18 protein-coding genes are annotated in these 20558 nt (G+C 58.9%); 6 read left to right on the top strand and 12 right to left on the bottom strand.

Features of this window, described 5'->3' with window-relative positions; genetic code table 11:
- Window positions 1-203: 203 nt before the first annotated feature.
- Window positions 204-2171 carry an acid phosphatase gene (locus B145_RS29445; RefSeq protein ID WP_018605475.1) on the top strand — a complete coding sequence of 656 codons (1968 nt, stop codon included), beginning with the start codon at window positions 204-206 and terminating at the stop codon, window positions 2169-2171.
- Window positions 2172-2309: 138 nt separating this feature from the next.
- Here B145_RS29445 and clpA read toward each other — a convergent pair whose 3' ends face one another.
- Together clpA and clpS are read right to left on the bottom strand one after the other, a co-directional pair.
- Complete coding sequence (gene clpA, locus B145_RS0104530; RefSeq protein ID WP_018605476.1) at window positions 2310-4583, bottom strand: ATP-dependent Clp protease ATP-binding subunit ClpA; 2274 nt, start codon at window positions 4581-4583, stop codon at window positions 2310-2312.
- Window positions 4584-4892, bottom strand: a complete 309-nt coding sequence (clpS, locus tag B145_RS0104535; RefSeq protein WP_026258823.1) for an ATP-dependent Clp protease adapter ClpS — start codon at window positions 4890-4892, stop codon at window positions 4584-4586. It lies immediately after the preceding gene.
- Window positions 4893-5361: 469 nt separating this feature from the next.
- On the opposite strand from clpS, the gene B145_RS0104540 reads away from it, so the two are divergent.
- The 3 genes from B145_RS0104540 to B145_RS0104550 all read left to right on the top strand — a co-directional run bounded on the left by B145_RS0104540 (window position 5362) and on the right by B145_RS0104550 (window position 6668).
- Window positions 5362-5565, top strand: a complete 204-nt coding sequence (locus B145_RS0104540; RefSeq protein WP_018605478.1) for a cold-shock protein — start codon at window positions 5362-5364, stop codon at window positions 5563-5565.
- An 81-nt stretch (window positions 5566-5646) separates the two neighbouring features.
- Window positions 5647-6237: a pseudouridine synthase gene (locus tag B145_RS0104545; RefSeq protein WP_018605479.1), complete on the top strand. Its 591-nt coding sequence runs from the start codon at window positions 5647-5649 to the stop codon at window positions 6235-6237.
- Window positions 6234-6668, top strand: a complete 435-nt coding sequence (locus B145_RS0104550; RefSeq protein ID WP_018605480.1) for a DUF192 domain-containing protein — start codon at window positions 6234-6236, stop codon at window positions 6666-6668. The genes B145_RS0104545 and B145_RS0104550 overlap by 4 nt, the downstream gene beginning before the upstream one ends.
- An 18-nt stretch (window positions 6669-6686) precedes the next feature.
- On the opposite strand, the gene B145_RS0104555 is transcribed toward B145_RS0104550, so the two are convergent.
- The 3 genes from B145_RS0104555 to B145_RS24430 all read right to left on the bottom strand — a co-directional run bounded on the left by B145_RS0104555 (window position 6687) and on the right by B145_RS24430 (window position 9785).
- Window positions 6687-8057 carry a DEAD/DEAH box helicase gene (locus tag B145_RS0104555; protein WP_018605481.1) on the bottom strand — a complete coding sequence of 457 codons (1371 nt, stop codon included), beginning with the start codon at window positions 8055-8057 and terminating at the stop codon, window positions 6687-6689.
- Between the two features lie 169 nt (window positions 8058-8226).
- Complete coding sequence (gene rlmM, locus B145_RS0104560; protein WP_018605482.1) at window positions 8227-9303, bottom strand: 23S rRNA (cytidine(2498)-2'-O)-methyltransferase RlmM; 1077 nt, start codon at window positions 9301-9303, stop codon at window positions 8227-8229.
- Window positions 9304-9386: 83 nt separating this feature from the next.
- Window positions 9387-9785 carry a hypothetical protein gene (locus tag B145_RS24430; RefSeq protein WP_018605483.1) on the bottom strand — a complete coding sequence of 133 codons (399 nt, stop codon included), beginning with the start codon at window positions 9783-9785 and terminating at the stop codon, window positions 9387-9389.
- A 142-nt stretch (window positions 9786-9927) separates the two neighbouring features.
- Between B145_RS24430 and B145_RS0104570 the strand changes: the two genes are divergently transcribed.
- Together B145_RS0104570 and B145_RS0104575 are read left to right on the top strand one after the other, a co-directional pair.
- Window positions 9928-11226, top strand: coding sequence for an extracellular solute-binding protein (locus B145_RS0104570; protein WP_018605484.1), 1299 nt, complete (start codon window positions 9928-9930; stop codon window positions 11224-11226).
- A gap of 181 nt (window positions 11227-11407) precedes the next feature.
- A complete protein-coding gene (locus B145_RS0104575) occupies window positions 11408-13003 on the top strand; it encodes a methyl-accepting chemotaxis protein (RefSeq protein WP_018605485.1) in 1596 nt (531 codons plus the stop codon).
- A gap of 65 nt (window positions 13004-13068) precedes the next feature.
- Here the strand turns inward: B145_RS0104575 and ahpF are convergent, their stop codons facing one another.
- The 7 genes from ahpF to B145_RS0104610 form a co-directional block, all read right to left on the bottom strand.
- Complete coding sequence (gene ahpF / locus B145_RS0104580; protein ID WP_018605486.1) at window positions 13069-14616, bottom strand: alkyl hydroperoxide reductase subunit F; 1548 nt, start codon at window positions 14614-14616, stop codon at window positions 13069-13071.
- A 197-nt stretch (window positions 14617-14813) separates the two neighbouring features.
- Window positions 14814-15377, bottom strand: coding sequence for an alkyl hydroperoxide reductase subunit C (gene ahpC / locus B145_RS0104585; protein WP_018605487.1), 564 nt, complete (start codon window positions 15375-15377; stop codon window positions 14814-14816).
- Window positions 15378-15676: 299 nt separating this feature from the next.
- Window positions 15677-16105, bottom strand: coding sequence for an ExbD/TolR family protein (locus B145_RS0104590; protein WP_018605488.1), 429 nt, complete (start codon window positions 16103-16105; stop codon window positions 15677-15679).
- Entirely contained in the window at window positions 16105-16830 is a 726-nt protein-coding gene (locus B145_RS0104595; RefSeq protein WP_018605489.1) for a MotA/TolQ/ExbB proton channel family protein, read from the bottom strand. Before B145_RS0104595 ends, B145_RS0104590 begins: the two co-directional genes overlap by 1 nt.
- A gap of 58 nt (window positions 16831-16888) precedes the next feature.
- Window positions 16889-17587: an energy transducer TonB gene (locus B145_RS0104600; protein WP_018605490.1), complete on the bottom strand. Its 699-nt coding sequence runs from the start codon at window positions 17585-17587 to the stop codon at window positions 16889-16891.
- The gene (locus B145_RS0104605) at window positions 17584-18264 is read right to left on the bottom strand and encodes a Fe2+-dependent dioxygenase (protein WP_018605491.1); all 681 of its coding nucleotides are present in this window, start codon (window positions 18262-18264) and stop codon (window positions 17584-17586) included. Before B145_RS0104605 ends, B145_RS0104600 begins: the two co-directional genes overlap by 4 nt.
- 82 nt (window positions 18265-18346) lie before the next feature.
- Window positions 18347-20509 (bottom strand): TonB-dependent receptor, encoded by a 2163-nt coding sequence (locus B145_RS0104610; protein WP_051082535.1) that lies wholly within the window; start codon window positions 20507-20509, stop codon window positions 18347-18349.
- Window positions 20510-20558: the final 49 nt, after the last annotated feature.

The raw sequence follows: 20558 nt of genomic DNA on the forward strand, positions 1-20558 counted from the left end.
CATAATCGCCGTGAGAGGCGCCATGCCTTTGTCCTGGTTCATGTCTGGCTCGTTGCGGAGGCGGTGTTTTCGCCGAGCGATGTTTAACTAAAGCGTTATACGGACGTAACAATCAAAACGGATCATCCCCGGCTTGCCAAATCACCAAACCGCCTCTGCGGCGGAAAATCACGGGGAGTGATCGATCTATGCAGTTGGAATCAATGTTTCGCCCTCAAAGCATCAGCGTAGCGGTATTTGCGGCGCTGTGCCTGGTGGCCTGTGGTGGGAATAGCAGCAGTAGCGACAACACCAGTAGCGTCGTCAATTCTGCTTACACCATTCCGGCTGAGCCGCAGGGGGTGGGTTCGGTGGAGAGTGCCGACCCTGCCAGCGGGGTGGCTGCCTATGTCGACAATGGCGCCACCAATGTGCGTGGTGATGGTTGCCATGCCACAGTAGATACCAATGCAGGGGTGCGCGTTGTCAGCGGCTTTCTGGATATCTGGACGCCCAGCACCCTGCTTGTGGATGCAGGGGTGACGGCCGCAGCGACATCGACATGCCCGGCCATTACCGCTTCAAGCTGGACGGGCATTCCGGGGGATGCCAGCGATGGCACCATCAAGAATGCCACCGTGCACGCAGCCAACGTCGCCTATGTGGAAACGCTGACGGCTGCCCGTACCTCCGACCAGGAACTGGCCGCTTATCTGGATGACCGTCGCCAAAAAGGCTATAGCGTCTCCGATAGCTTGGGGCCGCTGACGACCGCTTGGCGTGCTGGCACCCAGCAGACCACGTCGATTACCAGTATCGCCTCGGATGCCACCACCGTGCTGTATAACGACACGGGCAACAACCTGGGGGTGGGTTCCTCCACCAACAGTAATATGGGTTCCGTTGTCGATTTCATCGGTGCAATGGGCACCGACGCGTCCACCGAACCGGCCAAGCGTTTCTTCAAATATGCCCGTCCCTGGCGTTGGAGCAGCAAGGTCGTTGTTGCCCCCTCACTGGTTCCTGCCAAGAGTTCCAGCCCTGCGACCGATGGTGGTTTCATCAGCGGCCACTCCGCAGAAGGCTGGCGTGACGCGCTAGCGATGGCCTACGTGGCGCCGGAGCGCTTCCAGGAGATCATCTCCCGCGCGGCAGAGCTGGGTGAAAACCGCATCATGGCAGGTATGCATTCACCATTGGATGTCATGGGCGGGCGCATCCAGGCCGTTGCTGTAGCGGCCTACAATATGAACAAGGCATCCAATGCCACGCTCAAGACCACTGCCTACAATCAAGCCCATACATGGCTGGAGGCGCAGGCAGGCGTGAGTACGGCGGCTGACTTGAACACGGTGGCCCACTCCGGCACGACCGCAACAGATCGGTTTGCTGACTACGCGACGAACAAGGCGAACTTCGCCAAGCGCATGACGTTTGGCTTCTCTCCGATTGCCAGCACCACGGTTGCCCCTGTTGTGCCGAAAGGCGCGGAAGTTCTTCTGGAAACCCGCCTGCCGTACCTGAGCTCAGCCCAACGACGGGTTGTGCTCAAGACCACGGAAATGAGTTCCGGTTATCCCGTGATGGATGATGCCGAAGGTTGGGGGCGCCTGAACCTGTTTGCCGCTGCCGATGGTTATGGCGCCTTCAATGGCGATGTGACGGTCAGCATGGATGCCACCCAGGGCGGTTTCAACGCCCAGGATAGCTGGAAGAACAACATCACAGGTGTTGGCAAGCTGACCAAGCAAGGCACGGGAACCCTGCGTCTGGTGGGTACCAATACCTACACAGGGGGCACCAAGCTCGAAGGTGGGGTGCTGGCTGCGGACTCGGCAGCGGCCTTTGGCAAGGGCGATGTCTACATCAGCGGGGGCACGCTGCTCTCCAATGTGGCAGGTTCCCTGAGCATTACCGGCAACCTGACCCAGCTGTCATCTTCTACCCTGACGGTGGCCATGAACGCCAGCAGCCAGGGCTCAATCTCCGTGAGTGGTATTGCCACGCTGGCAGGAGGTGCCTTGCACGTCACCTTCCCCGCCACCTACAAACCGGCCGTGGGAGACACCATTACGGTGCTGAGCGCAGGCACACGTTATGGCAGCTTTACCTCCATCACGGTGGATGGTTTCAGCAAGGTGACACCGGTCTACACTAACACGGGCGTTCAGCTGAAGATCGTCGCCATCTGATCGACAGGATTTTCTCTCTTCCTTGATGGAATATTCCCCGGCCCAGGCCGGGGTTTTTTATTGGGCGATCACCAAGAAAAAGCCGGAAGGCTCTGGCGAGAGACTTCCGGCTTTTGGAGGATGCTTGCGGCAAGCCGATCAGGCGTGGGCTTCTTCCTCTTCGAAGTCGAGGGTGACCTTGCCCTCGTCGTCGATGGTGATGTTGACCTTGCCACCATTGGCCAGGCGCCCAAACAGCAATTCGTCGGCCAGTGCAGAGCGGATCGAATCCTGGATCAGCCGGGCCATGGGGCGGGCGCCCATCAGGGGGTCGAAGCCCTTTTCGGCCAGCCAGGCACGCAGGTTTTCGCTGAAGGTGGCATCCACCTTCTTTTCCTGCAACTGGCTTTCGAGCTGGAGCAGGAACTTGTCGACCACCCGCATGATGATTTCGCGGTCCAGCGGACGGAAGGAGATGATCGCATCAAGCCGGTTACGGAATTCCGGTGTGAATACGCGCTTGATCTCGCCCATCTCGTCGCCCACCTCACGCGTGGAGGTAAAGCCCAGCGTGGCCTTCTGGATGGTTTCCTGTCCCGCATTGGTCGTCATGATGACAATGACGTTGCGGAAATCGGCCTCGCGTCCGTTGTTGTCGGTGAGCTTGCCATGGTCCATCACCTGCAACAGGATGTTGTAGATGTCCGGATGGGCTTTTTCGATTTCGTCGAGCAACAACACGCAATGCGGCTTCTTGGTGACGGCCTCGGTGAGCAGCCCGCCCTGATCGAAGCCCACGTATCCCGGCGGCGCGCCGATGAGACGGCTGACCGCATGGGGTTCCATGTACTCGGACATGTCAAAGCGGATCAGCTCAATGCCCATCGTATAGGCCAGCTGGCGGGCGACTTCGGTCTTGCCGACCCCAGTGGGGCCGGAGAACAGGAAGCTGCCGATAGGCTTCTGCGGATTGCCCAGGCCGGAGCGTGACATCTTGATTGCACGGGCCAGTGCATCGATGGCGGCATCCTGGCCGAAGACCATGTTCTTCAGGTCCCGGTCCAGCTTGGCCAGCGCGGCGCGGTCGTCATTGGAAACCGAGCGTGGCGGGATGCGGGCAATCTTGGCCACGATCTCTTCAATCTCGTTCTTGCCAATGGTCTTCTTCTGCCGACTCTTGGGCAGGATGCGCTGCGCGGCCCCGGCTTCGTCGATCACATCAATCGCTTTGTCGGGCAGATGGCGGTCGTTGATGAAGCGCGCCGACAGCTCCGCTGCGCTGGTGATGGCCGCAGCGGAATACTTGACGCCGTGATGCTCTTCAAAGCGCGACTTCAACCCCTTGAGGATTTCAATGGTTTCGGATACCGAAGGCTCATGCACATCTACCTTCTGGAAGCGGCGGGAGAGGGCATGATCCTTCTCGAAGATGTTGCGGAACTCGGTGTAGGTGGTCGCCCCAATGCACTTGAGCTGGCCGGAGGACAGCGCAGGTTTGAGCAGGTTGGAAGCATCCAGCGTACCGCCCGATGCAGCGCCCGCCCCGATCAGGGTGTGGATCTCGTCAATGAACAGGATCGCGTTCTGGTGCTCCACCAATTGCTTGAGCACAGCCTTGAGGCGTTGCTCAAAGTCGCCCCGGTACTTGGTGCCCGCCAGCAGCGAGCCCATATCGAGCGCATACACCTGGGCATCGGCCAACACTTCGGGCACGCGGCCTTCGATGATCATGCGGGCCAAGCCTTCGGCAATGGCCGTTTTGCCCACGCCCGCTTCGCCCACCAGTAAGGGGTTGTTCTTGCGGCGACGGCACAGGGTCTGGATCACGCGTTCCAGTTCCTGGCTGCGCCCGATCAAGGGGTCGATCTTGCCCACCAGCGCCTGTTGGTTCAGGTTCTGGGTGTAGCTCTCCAGGGCGCCACCCGCATTCGGGTTTTCGGCCTCGCCACCTTCCCCCGCTTCACCTTCGGAGGGCTTGGCTTGGGCGCTTGGTGCCCCGGGGGCTTTGGAAACCCCGTGGGAGATGAAGTTCACCACGTCCAGGCGGGAAACCCCTTGGCGTTGCAGGTAATACACCGCGTGTGAATCCTTCTCGCCGAAAATGGCGACCAGCACATTTGCGCCGTTGACCTCTTTCTTGCCCGAGGACTGCACATGCAGAATCGCCCGCTGGATGACGCGCTGGAACCCGAGGGTCGGCTGCGTGTCGATCTCATCCTGGCCGGATACTTTTGGGGTGTGCTCGCTGATGAAGGTGCTCAATTCCCGGCGCAGCTCATCAATATTGGCCGCGCAGGCACGCAGAACCTCGGCAGCAGAGGGGTTGTCGAGCAAAGCTAGCAGCAGGTGCTCGACCGTGATGAATTCGTGGCGGTTTTGCCGTGCCTCCACAAAGGCCATGTGCAGACTGACTTCAAGTTCCTGGGCAATCATTTACTCTTCCTCCATCACGCAGGCCAGTGGATGCTGGTGCTGACGAGCATAGTTGCTCACCTGTTCAACCTTTGTTGCCGCGATGTCATGCGGAAACACCCCGCCAGTACCTTTGCCCTCATGGTGAATCTGCAACATCACACGTGTTGCACGCTCACGATCCAGTGCAAAAAAACGTTGCAAAACGATTACAACGAAATCCATCGGCGTGTAATCGTCGTTCAGCAGTAAGACTCTATATAGCCGAGGCGGCTGCACTTCAGTGCGGTCTGCCTCAAGCACGGATTCGTGTTGCTTGCGAGTAGCCATGCGGCCCATTCTAATGCGTTCAACCAAGAGTTCAAGTTCATTGCCGCCTCTTCAGGTGGCAACTGGGGGGCAAGTTAATCTTCCGGGTTTGCGCCGTCAGGTCAAGCGGCGTCGGCATGCATGTACTAAGTATGGTTAAGGATGCAGATTTCGCCATAATGAGCCGCTCCTTTAGGTATGCCTGTTTGGGATCACGGGTAGCATGATTTATCAAGCAAATGACATGCCGATTTGTTGAATTGATACATTTTTCGCACAAAGTAGCCAGATTTGTCCTTTTGATGCGTTGCGAAGCCTTGACGCACGCGGACACAAGGCGTAAATACCGCCTTGTGCTCTGCTTGTCGTGCACTCTGTCGGGAGGCGGGTGCAAGGCAACGCTGGCGTCAGCCGGATCTTCAACAAGAAAGCACACCCGCTTTTTGGCGGGATTGAGACACACTAAACCAGAGGAAGAAGGAATAGGGGTATGGCAACCGGTACTGTGAAATGGTTCAATGATGCAAAGGGTTTCGGTTTTATCACGCCGGATGACGGCAGCGAAGATCTGTTTGCGCACTTCTCCGCCATCAACATGAACGGCTTCAAGTCGCTCAAAGAAGGTGAGAAGGTTTCCTTTGAAGTCCTGCAGGGGCCCAAGGGTAAGCAAGCTTCCAACATTCAGCGTGCCTGATTTGTTGCAGGCCGCCCTTGTGGCGGTTCTGCGGAGCCCGCCAATGGCGGGCTTTTTATTTGCTTTTTTTAAGGAACTGGCATGAGCAAGCTTGTGCTACTCAACAAGCCATTTGGAGTATTGAGCCAGTTCACAGGCGAGGCAGCGCAGCGCACCCTGGCCGAATTTGTTACGGAAAAAAATGTCTATGCTGCCGGGCGGCTGGACGCCGATAGCGAAGGTCTGCTCCTGCTGACTGATGATGGCGCTCTGCAACATGCGCTGGCGGACCCCCGCCACAAAGCGCCCAAAACCTACTATGCGCAGGTGGAGGGTAGCGTGGAGGCGGCTGCCTTGCAGGCCTTGCAGGCAGGGCTGGACCTGGGGGATTTCAAAACCCTGCCATGTCAGGCGGAAGAGGTGGCTGAGCCCGCATGGTTATGGTTGCGTGAGCCACCCATCCGATTTCGTAAAGCCATTCCAACATCATGGTTGAAAATTGTCATCAGGGAAGGCAAAAATCGTCAGGTGCGGCGCATGACGGCCAAAGTCGGCCTGCCTACCCTCAGGTTGGTGCGCTGGTCGATTGGTCAATGGTCATTGGGTGATTTGCAGCCCGGCCAGTCGCGTACCGAAACGGTGCAGCCCCCTGCGCCCGATGCAGCACGTGTGACGCGGAGAAGAGCACGATGAAGAAATGGTTATTGGCCGGTCTGGCACTGTGCGTCTGCACTCTGGCCCAGGCAGAACGACTACAGGTGGCTGATCTGTCGGTGGGGATGTATCGCATCCAGGCCGAGGTGGCTGTCACGGAGCAGGATCGGGAAACCGGGCTGATGAACCGCAAGTCGCTCGCACCCCAGGCGGGGATGCTGTTCGTATTTGATCGCTCGGCGGTGCATTGCTTCTGGATGAAGAATACGCTGCTGCCCCTGTCGGTGGCCTTTCTCGATGAGACAGGCAAGATCATCAACATCGCCGACATGCAACCCCAGACGGAAGAGGCGCATTGCCCCGCCCGCCCTGTGCGCTACGCCTTGGAGATGAACCAGGGCTGGTTTTTGAGTCACGGCGCCCGCGCAGGCACGCTGATCAATGGGATCGTTACCCCGGCTGCACGCTGAGCCGACGGGAAGGCAGGATTAACGCTTGCCGCTGCCGCCCAGCAGGAACGCCCGCACGGTTTTGGCCGACTTCTTGGCTTCCAGTGCCGCAGCTGCTTCCTCTTTGCTGCTTGGGCCAGATTGTGGGGTATAGGGGCGGTTGAAATCAAATCCATCGGCCGCCGTGTGCGATACGGCTCGCTGCGGCTTGGGTGCACGATGGCGCTGGCGTGTGCGGGCCTCCATCTCCTCTTCTGTGGCATGGGCGCCAAAGCCGGGGATTTCCTGCTGGGTGATCTTCAGCTTGATCAGGCGCTCAATGGCGCCAAGCTTGGGTTGCTCCTCGGGCGCCACCAGCGATACCGCCTTGCCCAGCTTGCCGGCACGCCCGGTGCGGCCGATACGGTGCACGTAGTCTTCCGGCGTGGAGGGCAATTCAAAATTCACCACATGCGGCAGGTCGTCGATGTCCAGGCCGCGAGCCGCCACATCGGTGGCCACCAGCACGCGGATTGCCCCGGTCTTGAAGCGCTCCAGTGCCTCGGTACGCTGCTGCTGGTTTTTGTCACCATGGATGGCGTCGGCCAGGATGCCTTCACGTTCCAGAAAGCGGGAGAGCCGGGCGCAGCCGAATTTGGTGGCTACAAAAACCAGGGTCTGCCCAGCGCTGCCTGCATCGTTCTTGAGCAGATCGGCCAGTAATTCACGCTTGGCATGGGTGGAAACCGGGTGCACCACGTGGGTGATGGTTTCCGACACCGTATTGCGGCGGGCTACTTCGATCAGTTGCGGCGTGCGCAACATGGTGTCTGCCAGCTTCTTGATTTCTTCCGAGAAGGTCGCCGAGAACAGCAGGCTCTGGCGGCGTTGTGGCAGCAAGCCGATGATGCGGCGTATATCCGGGATGAACCCCATGTCCAGCATGCGGTCGGCTTCGTCCAAGATCAGGAATTCAACATTGCCAAGCTGGATGGTTTTTTGCTGCACATGGTCCAGCAGACGGCCCGGTGTGGCGACCACAATCTCGATACCACGGCGCAGTTCGGCGATCTGGCTGTTCATGTCCACCCCGCCGTAGATGCAGGTTGAACGCAGCGGCAGATACTTGCTATAGGTCTGCACCGATTCCTGCACCTGCACCGCCAGCTCACGGGTGGGCGCCAGGATCAGGGCGCGTACCGGATGGCGGGCGGGCGAGGTGCTGGCGCTGGCGTGCGGAGCCAACCTTTGCAGCAGGGGCAGGGTGAAGCTTGCAGTTTTGCCGGTCCCCGTCTGGGCGCCCCCCATCATATCGTGGCCCGCCAGAACGACAGGGATCGCTTGCTGCTGGATCGGCGTAGGCTCGGTATAGCCTGCCTCGTCCACGGCACGCAGGAGTTCAGGAATCAGACCTAGTTCGGCAAAGCTCATGTGTATAGGCAAGTCTTCGCAAGAAAATGCGAAGTTTTTATGAAAGAAAACAGTACATTATAACCGCTATTGACACGAGGGGTCTGATTTGGTTTTGCAGACTTGCTGATCATGGTCTAGGGCCTGCTCACATTTGCCCGGCGCAACCGTCGGGTAAAGATGAACAGCCCTAGCTCCGTGCCAGATAGGCCGTCACTTCTTCACGGTCGTGATACAGGTGCTTGACGCGCAACACATAGCTGTCGCCATGTTGTTTGAAGCGGGCGTCGATGATCTGGCGGCAGCGCTTGAGTTCCTCAAAGCGTTTCTTCATCGGCAACTTGAGGTTGAAAATACAACGCCGCGCCCGCCCCGAGGCCGTCCAGTCCGCCACCAACTGGGCAATGCGGGTGGGTTGCTCGACCATGTCGCAAACCAGCCATTCCACGCTCTTGCGATTTGAGCGCCAGGTGAAACCGTCGGCCTGGAAATGTTCGACCATCCCCGTGGCGAGCAGCGAATCTGCCAGGGGACCATTATCAATTGCCGACACATGCAGTCCGCGTTCGGCGAACTGGAAGCTCCAGCCACCGGGCGAAGCGCCCAGGTCGACCGCATGCAACCCCGCGCGCAGGCTGTTCTTGCGTTCCTCTTCGGTCATCAACACTTCAAAGGCTTCCGCCAGCTTCAAGGTGGAGCGGCTGGGCGCGTTGCGTGGCATGCGCAGCCGTACAATCCCCATCGGCCAGGGTGAAGAGTCGCCCGCCACAGAAAGGCCCAGGTCAACCTGGCTGGAATCCTTGAAAAGCAGATGCAGGCTGGGCAGATCATCCTTTTTCGGGCGGAGGATGTGCTTGGCCTGCAAGGCCCGCTCAATGTGCGGGATAAAGCGCTTGAGGAAACCGCCCAACTCCTTGGCATCATTGGTATCCGCCGTTTCAGCAATGATGCGGCCCACGTTTTGCCCCAGTGCGACAATGGCCGCTACCAGCGGGGTGGCGCGATCTTCTGGCGGCAGATCCTTGAGGCGTTCCACCCAGATGCTGCGCTGGCGCGGGAACACCCAGCGTGTGAAAGGCGCCGCTTCGGCAGCCAGTTGCCAATCGCACACTTCGTGGAAGACGTAATGCACGATGCCACTGTTGGCTTCGGTGCGGGCAAAGCCGGGAATCCCAGCGCTCTGGGCGAAGGCATCCGCTTCGGCGGCGCACTCGTTCTCAAAGCCGGGGCGGCACAGCAGTAGATAGCCTTTGGCGGTAGCAGTCATGGTCAATAGGGATTGCAGCGGGAAGGGCGCGATAGTAGCCCAAAGCGTGGGCGAGCGGAATCCACCTGCATGACCAGTCGAGCTTACTTCTCAGTGCCTGGTTTGCTTCCTTTTTTACGGGAAGGCGCAGCCTTGGCCGCTGAAGCATCCGTGTCCGCCTCACCATCCGGGGCGGCGGCCTCCTCTTTTGGGCTTGCTTGAGAAGCCCCTTTGGTGATTTCCGGTTTGACGATATCGATCTTGTTCTGAGCCATGTAGTCGTTCATGTCTTTCCAGCCCGCAAAAACCGAGGCCTTGGGCGCGGTTGGATTGAGCGCGAAGCAGTCTTCCAGTGCCCGACCGGCATGGCGACAGGCGCCGCCGATGGCTTTGCCCTCGGCATCCTTGCGTTCGGCCTCCTTGGCTGGATCGGGAATCCCCAGCAGATCACAGGCGGAGAGGCTGGCAAGCAGAACGATGAGGCTCAGGGAGCAGAGTTTCATGACAGGTGACCCAACAATTTGCTACTGGAAATAACGTCACCCGGAGGCAGGACTTGAACCGTTGGCCGGAAAGTAGATCGCCTGCCTTTACTTTTCGGGATAATAACGGCCTATGCGTAACACTCATTTCAGGAGTTCGTTGATGGACCGTCATTTTGCTTTCCGTGTCCTGGCATGCACCAGTGCAGTGCTGCTGGGTTTGGGCATGCCGACTGCGCAGGCCCGCAAGGCCGCCGCGCCCAAGCAGGCTACAGCGGCAGCGCCTGCTGCCATTGGGAATATCGAGGTTGAGCTTGACCACCAGTTGGGCGAAGACAAGGATGCGCAGCTGCGCAAGCTCATCGAGCGTTTCAACGCTCAGAGCACGGAAGGCAAGATCGTGGTGTCCACGCGCCCCTGGGGCCAAGGTAGTCTGCCGCACATGACCATTGTGTCGGAGCAGGACGAAGACCTCTTCCTAGACAACAAGAGCCGTTTCAAGCCCCTGTGGCAGGTGATGAAGGACGCAAAGGTGCCGCTGGCAGGCGCCCCCTCCAAGTACATGGTGCCTTCGGTTGTGGATTCCAGCAATCGGCTGCAAGCGCTGCCGATCGCCTTGTCCTCCCCGGTGCTGTTCTATAACAAGGATCTGCTGACCAAGCTGGGCGTGAATGAAGCCGATGTGCCGCGCACCTGGAGCGCCTGGATCAACGTACTGGGCCGCTTCTACACCCAGGGTGTGCGCTGCCCCATAACCGTGTCGCAACCGGTGTTCAACCTCTACGAGAATGCCTCGCTGTGGAACAACCAGCCCTTGACCACCGGCGGGAAGAGCGAGCAATTTGCAGGCAATGGTCTGGTGCAAATCAAGCACATGGCCATGATGGCGAGCTGGCGCAAGGCGGGCTTCCTGTACTACTACGGGCGTGGCAACGAGGCTGAAGCCCACTTTGCTGCGGGCGAATGTGGCGCGATGATCGCCCCCTCTGGCGCCTACCCCAGCCTGGTACGTCAGGCTTCCTTCCAGGTGGGTGTGACCTCCTACCCCTACCATGACGACGCTTATGGCGCCCCCGCCCGCACCGTGGCCGATGGCCCGGCCCTGTGGGTGGCCAATGGCAAGAGTGCTGCCGAGTACCGCCTGATTGCCCACTTCATCCAGTTCTGGCTCCAGCCGGATAGCCAGGTTGAGTGGCAAGTCAATGCAGGCTACCTGCCTTTGAACAAGGCGGGCAGTCTGGCTGCGACCGACAGTGCCTTGCTGCGCAACGAAACCGCTGCGACCCGCGTGGCGCTGGCTGAACTGAGCAACAAGCCTTCGCCTGCCGCGACTGCATTTACCCACAAGGTTGGGGTGCGTCGCATTCTGGCGGAAGAAATCGAACAGGTGTTCGACGACAAGAAGCCGCCCAAGCAAGGTCTGGATGACGCAGTGCAGCGGATTCGCACTAGCGTTCGCTGATCTGAGTTGTTTTTAAGCTAGGTCATAAATGGCGCCTGCTGGCGCCGTTTTTATTCATAAAGTTGTAATTGTTGTGTGTTAAGTCATTGTTGTGTAAAGAAAGATTCATAAAATTCCGCTCAAGCCCCAGTGTGCTCTGCCGCTAATCGCCTAGTTCTTTCGTTTATGGGTAACAGGCTTCATGCGGATTTCCAGACAGTTGTTTTTCTTGGCCCTGCTCAACGGGTTGGCGCTGACATGCGCAATCGTGTTGTGCAGCGTGCGCCTGGCGCAATTGCGGACAGGCTTCTTTTTGGTCAGCGGCGATGAAGCCGTGCTCTACCAGCTTACCGAGATTAAAGCCGCCGCACTGGAGCAGTCACGAGCCGACCTGTTGGCGGCTGACGCCGAACAGCAACTGGCCGCGCACGACAAACTGGTACGCGGACGCTGGGACGGCCTTGCCAAAGAACTCCCCGCCGATGAACGCAAGCGAGCCGAACCGCAGATTGCAGGCAACTGGAGCGAATACCACAAGAATTATGCCAGCGCGCTGAAGATATTTGCCACTTCCCCGAATGATGCGTTGAGCATCCCGGAACGAATTCATGACATGTACATCAAGCCGCTGGCCGGTGAGGTGGATCGGCTGATCCAGTCACGCCAGACTCATGTGGCTGAAGAGCGTGCGCGTATCGAGCACCAATTGCAAAATATCCTATGGTCGGTGCTTTGGCCGTTGCTACTTGCGGGTGGGGTGATGTTGCTCTTTCAGCAGCGCTTTGGGGCACGCCTGAAAAAACGCCTGAAAGAGTATGAAACCTGCACCCGGCGGCTGGCTGAAGGAGATCTGTCACAGCGCCTGCCCGAGCAGTTTCATGACGAAATCGGTGACTTGGCGCGCAACACCAATCAGGCCATCCAGGCACTGGAGAACATGGTGAAAGCCGTATCACAGAGTGCAGACCGCACCACCGAACTGGCCAATGCCATCCATGAACATGCTAATGTCGTGCAGGCAAATGTCGGCCAGCAAACAGGAGAGATTCGCCAGATTAGCACGTCAGTGGCTGAAATGAATGGCGCCACAGAGGTGATCGCAAGCTCGGCGGGCGAAGCGGCTCAGCTATCCTCGCGTGCCCGCGATCTGGCGACTGCAGCGGCTGAACTTGGGCAGGAATCCGCGCAACGCCTTGCGCACTTGCAGGCTTCCGTGACCCAGGCGCAGGACAAACTGGCCCACCTGCTGGATGTTGTGCAGCAGATTGGTGGCGTCAGCGGGCTGATCAAGAATGTCGCTAGCCAGACCAATCTGCTTGCACTTAACGCCGCCATTGAGGCCGCCCGTGCCGGTGAACATGGGCGAGGCTTTGCCGTGGTGGCCGATGAAGTCCGCGCCCTGTCAGAGAACACCACTGTGTCGACGGGCAAGATCGATCATCTGCTGCAGCAGGTGGGGGCCAGTTGCAAGGATATGCAGACGGCTATGAGCGTTGCGGCAAATGGCGTCGATTTCAGCCACCAGCAGGGTGTGCAGGCGATGGAGAGCCTGCGCAGCATTGAAGAGGCTGTGCAGGACATCAGCCGTATGCTCGAAGGGATTGCCTCGGCTACCGAAGAGCATTCACGCGAAACTACCGCGATGAATGAGCATGTGATGAGCGTTGATGAAATTGCTGGACGAAGCGCCAGCCAGATTGGTGAGACGACCGACAACATCCGCCAACTGAGCGCCGAAGCAGAAGGGTTGCGGCAGGCGGTACAGCGGTTTCATCTTTCTACGGGCAATTCATTCTGAGTATGTGGTCTGAAAAGAAAAAGGCATCTTGCGATGCCTTTTTCTTCACGCTTGACGCTCGCCAATCAGACCGAATGACGGATCAAGTGATCGAAAGCGCCGAGTGAAGCCTTCGCGCCTTCACCCATCGCAATGATGATCTGCTTGAAGGGCACCGTGGTCGCATCCCCCGCAGCGAATACGCCCGGTACCGAGGTTTGACCACGCGTGTCGACTTCGATCTCGCCACGCGGGCTCAGGGCAATCGTCCCCTTGAGCCAGTCGGTGTTCGGTACCAGCCCGATCTGCACGAAGATGCCTTCCAGATCGATACGATGCGTCTCACCGCTGTTGCGATCTTTGTAGAGCAGGCCGCCCACCTTATCGGTACCCGTCACTTCGGTCGATTGGGCTGAGGTGATGACCGTGACATTAGGCAGGCTGTTGAGCTTCTTTTGCAGCACCGCATCCGCGCGCAGCTTGCTATCGAATTCCAGCAAGGTGACATGCGCCACGATCCCAGCCAGATCAATCGCCGCCTCAACGCCGGAGTTGCCCCCGCCGATCACCGCTACGCGCTTGCCCTTGAACAAGGGGCCGTCGCAGTGCGGGCAGTAGGCCACACCCTTGCCGCGGAATTCACGCTCGCCCGGCACATTCATTTCACGCCAGCGTGCTCCGGTTGCCAGAATCACCGTCTTGCTGCGCAGGCTGGCGCCATTGGCGAGTTTGACTTCGATCACATCGCCGGGGACCAGCGCCTGTGCCCGCTGCAGATTCATGATGTCGACATCATACGCCTTGACGTGTTGCTCCAGCGCGATGGCAAGCTTCGGGCCTTCGGTTTCCTTCACCGAGATAAAGTTCTCAATGCCAACGGTATCCAGTACCTGCCCACCAAAACGTTCTGCTACCACGCCGGTCTTGATGCCCTTGCGTGCGGCATAGATGGCGGCAGAGGAACCCGCCGGGCCACCACCGACGACGAGTACGTCGAAAGCTTCCTTGTCGGCCAGTTTGGCCACTTCACGATCCGCAGCACCGGTATCGATCTTGGCGAGGATTTCTTCGAGCGTCATGCGGCCTTGGCCGAAGGCTTCGCCATTCAGATACACCGAGGGCACACCCATGATCTGGCGGGCATTGACTTCGTCCTGAAACAAAGCGCCGTCGATCATGGTGTGGCGGATATTCGGGTTGAGTACCGCCATCAGGTTCAGCGCCTGCACTACGTCCGGGCAGTTGTGGCAGGTCAGCGAGATGAAGGTTTCAAACTCGAACTTGCCGGGCAGCGCCTTGATCTGCTCGATGACTTCGGCATCCACCTTGGGCGGGTGGCCGCCTGCCTGCAACAAGGCTAGTACCAGTGAAGTGAATTCATGGCCCAGCGGCAGGCCCGCAAAGCGAATGCCCATGTCGGAGCCGACACGCCGCACCACGAAAGAGGGCTTGCGGGCGGTGGCATTGTTTTCGTCTTGCAGGCTGATCTTGTCAGACAGGGCAACGATTTCCTCAAGCAGCTCACGCATTTCATGCGACTTGGCGCTGTCGTCGAGGCTTGCGAGGAGTTCGATGGGCTGTTGCAGACGTGTAAGGTAGCCTTGCAACTGGGTTTTGAGGGCGGCGTCCAACATGATCAGCTCTTTTCTATTAACTCTGTTGTAAATTCCCGCGTCATAGTGCGCAGGCGGTGCGGTTGAGTGTTGGGATTGGGGATGCTTTTTTTATGATTTGGGCTGACCGCACCCGCCCAGGCATGAGCGGGGGAATTGTGCCTGGGCGGGTTGGCCAGTTTTACTACAAGGGAAGCGTGTTCCGCTTGGAATCAGAATCAGATCTTGCCGACCAGGTCCAGAGACGGGGCCAGGGTGGCATCGCCTTCCTTCCACTTGGCGGGGCAGACTTCGCCCGGGTGGCTGGCCACGTATTGGGCGGCCTTGATCTTGCGCAGCAGTTCCTGAGCGTCACGACCCACACCACCGGCGTTGATTTCAACGATCTGGATCTTGCCCTGCGGGTCGATGACGAAGGTGCCACGGTCAGCCAGACCAGCTTCTTCAATCATCACGCCGAAGTTGCGGGTGATGGTGCCGGTCGGGTCGCCCACCATCGGGTATTCAATGTTCTTGATGGTGTCGGAGGTGTCGTGCCAAGCCTTGTGGGTGAAGTGGGTGTCGGTGGAAACGGAGTAGATTTCGACACCAATCTTCTTGAAGTCAGCGTACAGATCCGCCAGATCGCCCAGTTCGGTCGGGCAGACGAAAGTGAAGTCAGCCGGGTAGAAGAACACGACCGACCACTTGCCGCGCAGATCGGCGTCGGACACTTCGATAAACTTGCCAGCGTGGAAAGCGGTGGCCTTGAAGGGCTTGACTTCAGAATTGATGATGGACATTTTGTGATCTCCGATATTGAGGTTCAGGGTTCTCCACTTGTCGAACCGTGTGTCGTTCAGTGGAATGAAGCTATCGTATCGAGATCGCTGCGATTGATCTAATTAAATACGGTTCTTGTTTTGATAGGCAGTTGCTATTGATGATTAATCCAATACTATTCATGTGGTTAATCGTGGGCGATGAAGTGTCTGTGCAGTGTCTACCCCGGCAAACCGTCTTGCAAGCGCTGCCCGGAGGATGCCTGGCTTGGGTGGGGGCTCCAGGCCCCCTTGGGCCTGAAGCACCTTGAGGTATGCTGCTATTTGGCAGGCTCGCTCACAAACGCGATTTTGCCCAGATGTGCGCGGGATGCCGCAGCCAGCACCTTGGCAACCGCGTCATACGGGGTGGTTTTATCCGCACGCAGGTTGATCTCCGGGGCCGAGGCCGGATCCTTGATGGCGGCACCGGCTGCCTGCAGGCGTTGATCCAGGCCGTCCATATCCAGCTTCTCGCCATTCCAGAAGATGCCCGAGTCCGGCGTCAGTGCGATTTCGATGCGTTCGGCCTGAGTGCGGTTCTCACTGCTGCTGGTTTGCGGCAGATCGACCTTGACCGCATGCGTGAGCAGTGGCGCGGTGAGGATGAAGATCACCAGCAGCACCAGCATCACATCGATCATGGGCACCATGTTGATTTCGGCCATGGGCGCCGTATTGGCCTCTTTGGAGAATCCACCGAAAGCCATTATGCTGCTCCTTGCAGGCTATGCAGCTTGCTGCCTTGCTGGCTGACTTGCGCGCCGGTGGTAAGGTAGGCGAACAGGTCGTGGGCAAACGCGTCCAGGCGGGCGAGCGTCAGGCGGTTGCTGCGGGTAAAACTGTTGTAGGCCACCACGGCAGGCAGGGCGACTGCGAGGCCCAGGCCAGTCATGATCAGCGCTTCGCCCACCGGGCCTGCCACTTTATCCAGCGTGCCTGCGCCACTCATGCCAATCGAAACCAGGGCACCGTAAACGCCCCAGACCGTGCCTAGCAGGCCCACGAAGGGGGCGGTGGCGCCCACGGTTGCCAACAGGGTTAGGCCGTTCTCCAGGCGTGCGGTTTCCTCATCAATCACCTTGCGCATGCCACGGGTCAGGAACTCGGCTAGCGAACCGGCTTCCCCCAGCTTGCCGCCACCCGTGCGCTGATGATGTTCTCGGGCAAACAATGCGTGGCTGGTGAGGTGGGCAAACGGCTCGTTGGCGCCGTGGGTGTTGATCTCGTTGCGCACTTCGTCCAGCGAGCTGGCATTCCAGAACAAATCTACAAAATGTCCGGAGGCACGACGCAGGCGCAGGTGGGTGATGAGCTTGGTGACGATGAAGTACCAGGATGTCAATGACATCACGATCAGGATGACGAACAGTGTTTTGCCAAGGCCATCGGCCTGCCCCAGAAAGTGGGTAAAGCCCAGTGATTCAGTTTGCATGGTGGATTCTTTCCTATCGAATGTAGAAGAGTATGGTCTGGGAATGCTTTCCCAATATTCAGGATTTCAGCTCAAAGACGATGGGGACCTTGACCCAGCCAGACACCGCCTGCTGCCCTTGCCGGGCAGGCACGAAGCGCCACTGCGCCACGGCCTCACGGGCGGCACGATCCAGGCGAGAATAGCCGCTGCTGGCATCAACCAGTACCTGCAGCGCGCGCCCTTCTTCGCTGACCTGCACGCGCAGCAGCACACGCCCCTCTTCGCCCAGATCACGTGAAGTACGCGGGTAGGCCGGGGCCGGGTTATGCAGATAGTCTGCGTCAAAGCGTGGCGCCTGGGCGCTTTCCGCACCGCTCGCGGCAGCCTTGGCTGGGGCTGCAGGGGCCGGTGTTTCCGGCTGCACCGCAGCAGGGGGCTCCGGTGAGGGGGCGGGCGCCGTGAAGGCGGTGGTATTGGCCGGGGCCGGTGTTTCAGTCTGGATCAGCGCAGGCGTGCTGGTGCGCTGTACCGGGCGTGGTGCGACGGCAGCAGGGGTGGGCTTGAGTGGAACTGCAGGTGTTGCCGGAGGCGTTGGCGCTTCTTCCTGCGCGGCGCTGACCATCTCTATGCGGATGGGTTGGGGCGTAATCTGGCTGATCTGCTTGTGCGCCAGCGCCGCAAGCCCTAGCCCTGCGACCACATGCAGTGCCAATACGACGGTGGCGCCTGTGAGGCGCTCGGGTGCTGAAGAGATGGCTGGCAGGGTCGGGTTCATACTTCTGCCCACATCCGCAACAGGTTGTGGTAAGCCGAAGTCAGCCCCACCAGTGCTTCCTCTTCGCCATGCTTTTGGCGTAAGGTGGCAATGGATACATCCATGTCAAACAGCAGGCTGCGCTTGGCGTCTTCACGAATCATGCTTTGAATCCACATGAAGCAGGCCACACGTGCCCCACGGGTGACAGGCTCTACGCGATGCAGGCTGGTGGAGGGATACACCACCATGTCACCTGCAGCAAGCTTGACGCGATGCTCACCGTAGGTATCATCAATCACCAATTCGCCGCCGTCATATTCATCCGGTTCTGCCAGAAATAGCGTAGCGGAGACGTCTGTGCGCATGTGGCGACTACCGTCCGGCAGCAGACGCACGGAATTGTCGACGTGGTTGCCAAAGTGCTGCCCGCCTTCATAGCGGTTGAAGAGCGGCGGATAGATTTCCTTGGGCAGTGCGGCAGAGAAGAATACAGGATGCCGGGCGAGTGCTGCGCGCACAATCGCGCGGGCTTCTACAATCTGTGGCGCACTTTCCGGCAACTGCTGGTTGCGTTTGACCTGAGCCGATTGGGTGCCTGCGGTGATGCGGCCATCGGCCCAGTCTGCTGCGTCCAGCAAGGTGCGCAGGCATTGGAGTTCGTCGGGGCGCAACACCCCTTGGGCTTGGATCAACATGGTTGGTTTTCTGGCTGGCTATTGAAAATCATTTGGCTGGGTATGCGGGTCTACCTGCTGGCAGACCCGCCAGATGCAGGATTTACAGGCGCAACTCGGTGGTCAGCTGAACGGTGCGGCGGGCACCGGCCACTGCATGGCCGTTGTAGACCGATTGCCAATAGATGCGGTCGAACAGGTTGATGACATTCAACTGCACGCTGTACCGGGGTTGCTCGTACTTGAGCATGGCGTCATATTTGACATAACCCGGTGCCCAGTTGCTGGAGTTGTGCGAAGGGTTGCGCTTGCTTTGCCCGTCTGCCCCTGCGCCGACGGTCCAGTTCGGCATGAAGCGGTAAGTGGTCCACAGGCTGCCGGAGTTGGTTGGCGTGTTGGCGGATGGGCGGCCAACCGTGGCGGCTGCTGTAGCGGCTGAACCGGCCTTATCAATGTTTGACCACATGTGGGCAACGTTGAAGAACACGTCCCAGTTCTTGGTCAGTTCCCCGTTGATTTCAATTTCATACCCATCGGTATGCCGTTTGCCTGAGAGCAGATATTCCCCGGCGGCTGTTTCTGTATCGGTGCTGCGCTCGTTGTACTTTTCCGTGCGGAATAGCGCAAACCGCGTCGAGAGCTTGCCGTCCAGCCATTCAGACTTAGTTCCGAGTTCGATGTTGCGGCTTTGCTCCGGTTTGGTTTTGGCGCTGGAGCTGTCATATTGATACAGGTCGCCGGAAGTATTGAATGAGCTGCCATAGGCTGCGTACACGTTCAGGTTGTCGGTCAGTTCGCGGATCAGGCCGGTACGGTAGCTCCACAGATAGTCCTTGCGCTGGAAGCGGGCAGCGGTGCTATCTGCGCCAGAGCTGTAGTCTCCGGAGAAACGGTCCCAACGGGCGCCAAGCAGAAGCTTCCAGCGGGGCAGGAATTCGATCATGTCCTGCCCATACAGCCCGAGGGTGGATGCCGTGAAATAGGAGAATCCCGTTCGCATGCCAGTCGCGGCGATGGACTGGTTGCTGGTGGCTTCCGGGTTGCCTACCGTGCCACCGCTCTTGGCAGGGGTGCCTGCGTAGCCCCAGCGTTCGGAATCTTCACGCGCCAGCTCTGTGCCGACCAAGGCTTCGTGCTTCATGCCGAAAGCATCAAAGCGTGTGGTGAGATCGGTCTGGTTGAACAAGTGGTGCTCCTCCCCGCCGCGACGTTGACTGCCACGGGTGAAGGTGCTGCTGTCGGTGACGTTGAGCGTGCTGATCGGGCGTGCGGTAGTGGCCCATAGATCGCGCTTGTATTCACCGTAGCGCAGCGTTGAGGTCAGTTGCGTTTTGTTGCTGAAGCGGTGCGTGTATTTGGTGGTCAGTACATCAGCAGAGTCCCGTTGGAAGTCACTGTCCAAGCCGTAGAAGTGATCTGCCGCGCTGTCGACCGGGCGGCCACCGGCCCAGCCGAAACCATAATTCGGTGTGTCGTCATAATTGAGGTGGTAGTAGCCCACTTCAAATTCGTTGTTGGTGCCGATGCCGGTGCGCAGCGTCGGCGCAAAGCCATAGCGTTTGCTGTCAGCGCCGTCCGGGTCGCCTGCCGAATTGGTGGTCATGGTGTTGAGCCGAATGGCTGTTGTTTCACCAATCACCTGGTTGATGTCCGCCGTGGTGCGCAAATAATCGTTGTTGCCTACTGTGGCATTGAGCACGGTTTCATCAGCGAGGAAAGGGGATTTGCTCACCTGGTTGATCACCCCGCCCGTGGAGCCGCGCCCGAACAGCATGGAGGCCGCTCCCCGGAGTACCTCTATGCGTTCCAGATTAAAGACTTCGCGGTTGTACTGGGCGATATCGCGCATGCCATCTTGGTACAGGTCGCCATACGCCACATAGCCCCGCAGGTTGATGTTGTCGCCAATGCGCCCGCCTTCACCAGCGTTGAAGGTCAATCCGGCCACGTTTTGCAGGGCGGATTTCAGGCTGTCCTCCTTGCGGTCTGCAATCAGCTTTTCCGGCACGATGGTGATGGATTGCGGAATGTCCTTCGGTGCCTGTGTCTGCTTGCCGATGGTGGTCGTCTCGGTTTTGTAGCTGCGCTCGGGGCGCGCCCCATCGCGCTCACCTTGCACCACGACTGGTTGCAGTGTCTTGTCCGCCTCGGCAGTGCTGGCGGTGGGTTCGGCGGCCACCGCTGCACTACTGACGACGGCCCCCGTGGCCAGTGCAGAAATCAGGCGGGAGGGTGCATTGCTGAAGAGTTCGGAGGAAAAGCGCATGGAATCTCTCTATCGAGTGTTGTTGTAAAAAATCATTATTGCGAATTAT

The sequence above is a fragment of the Uliginosibacterium gangwonense DSM 18521 genome (assembly GCF_000373965.1).
In the GTDB taxonomy this organism is placed as follows: Bacteria; Pseudomonadota; Gammaproteobacteria; order Burkholderiales; family Rhodocyclaceae; genus Uliginosibacterium; species Uliginosibacterium gangwonense.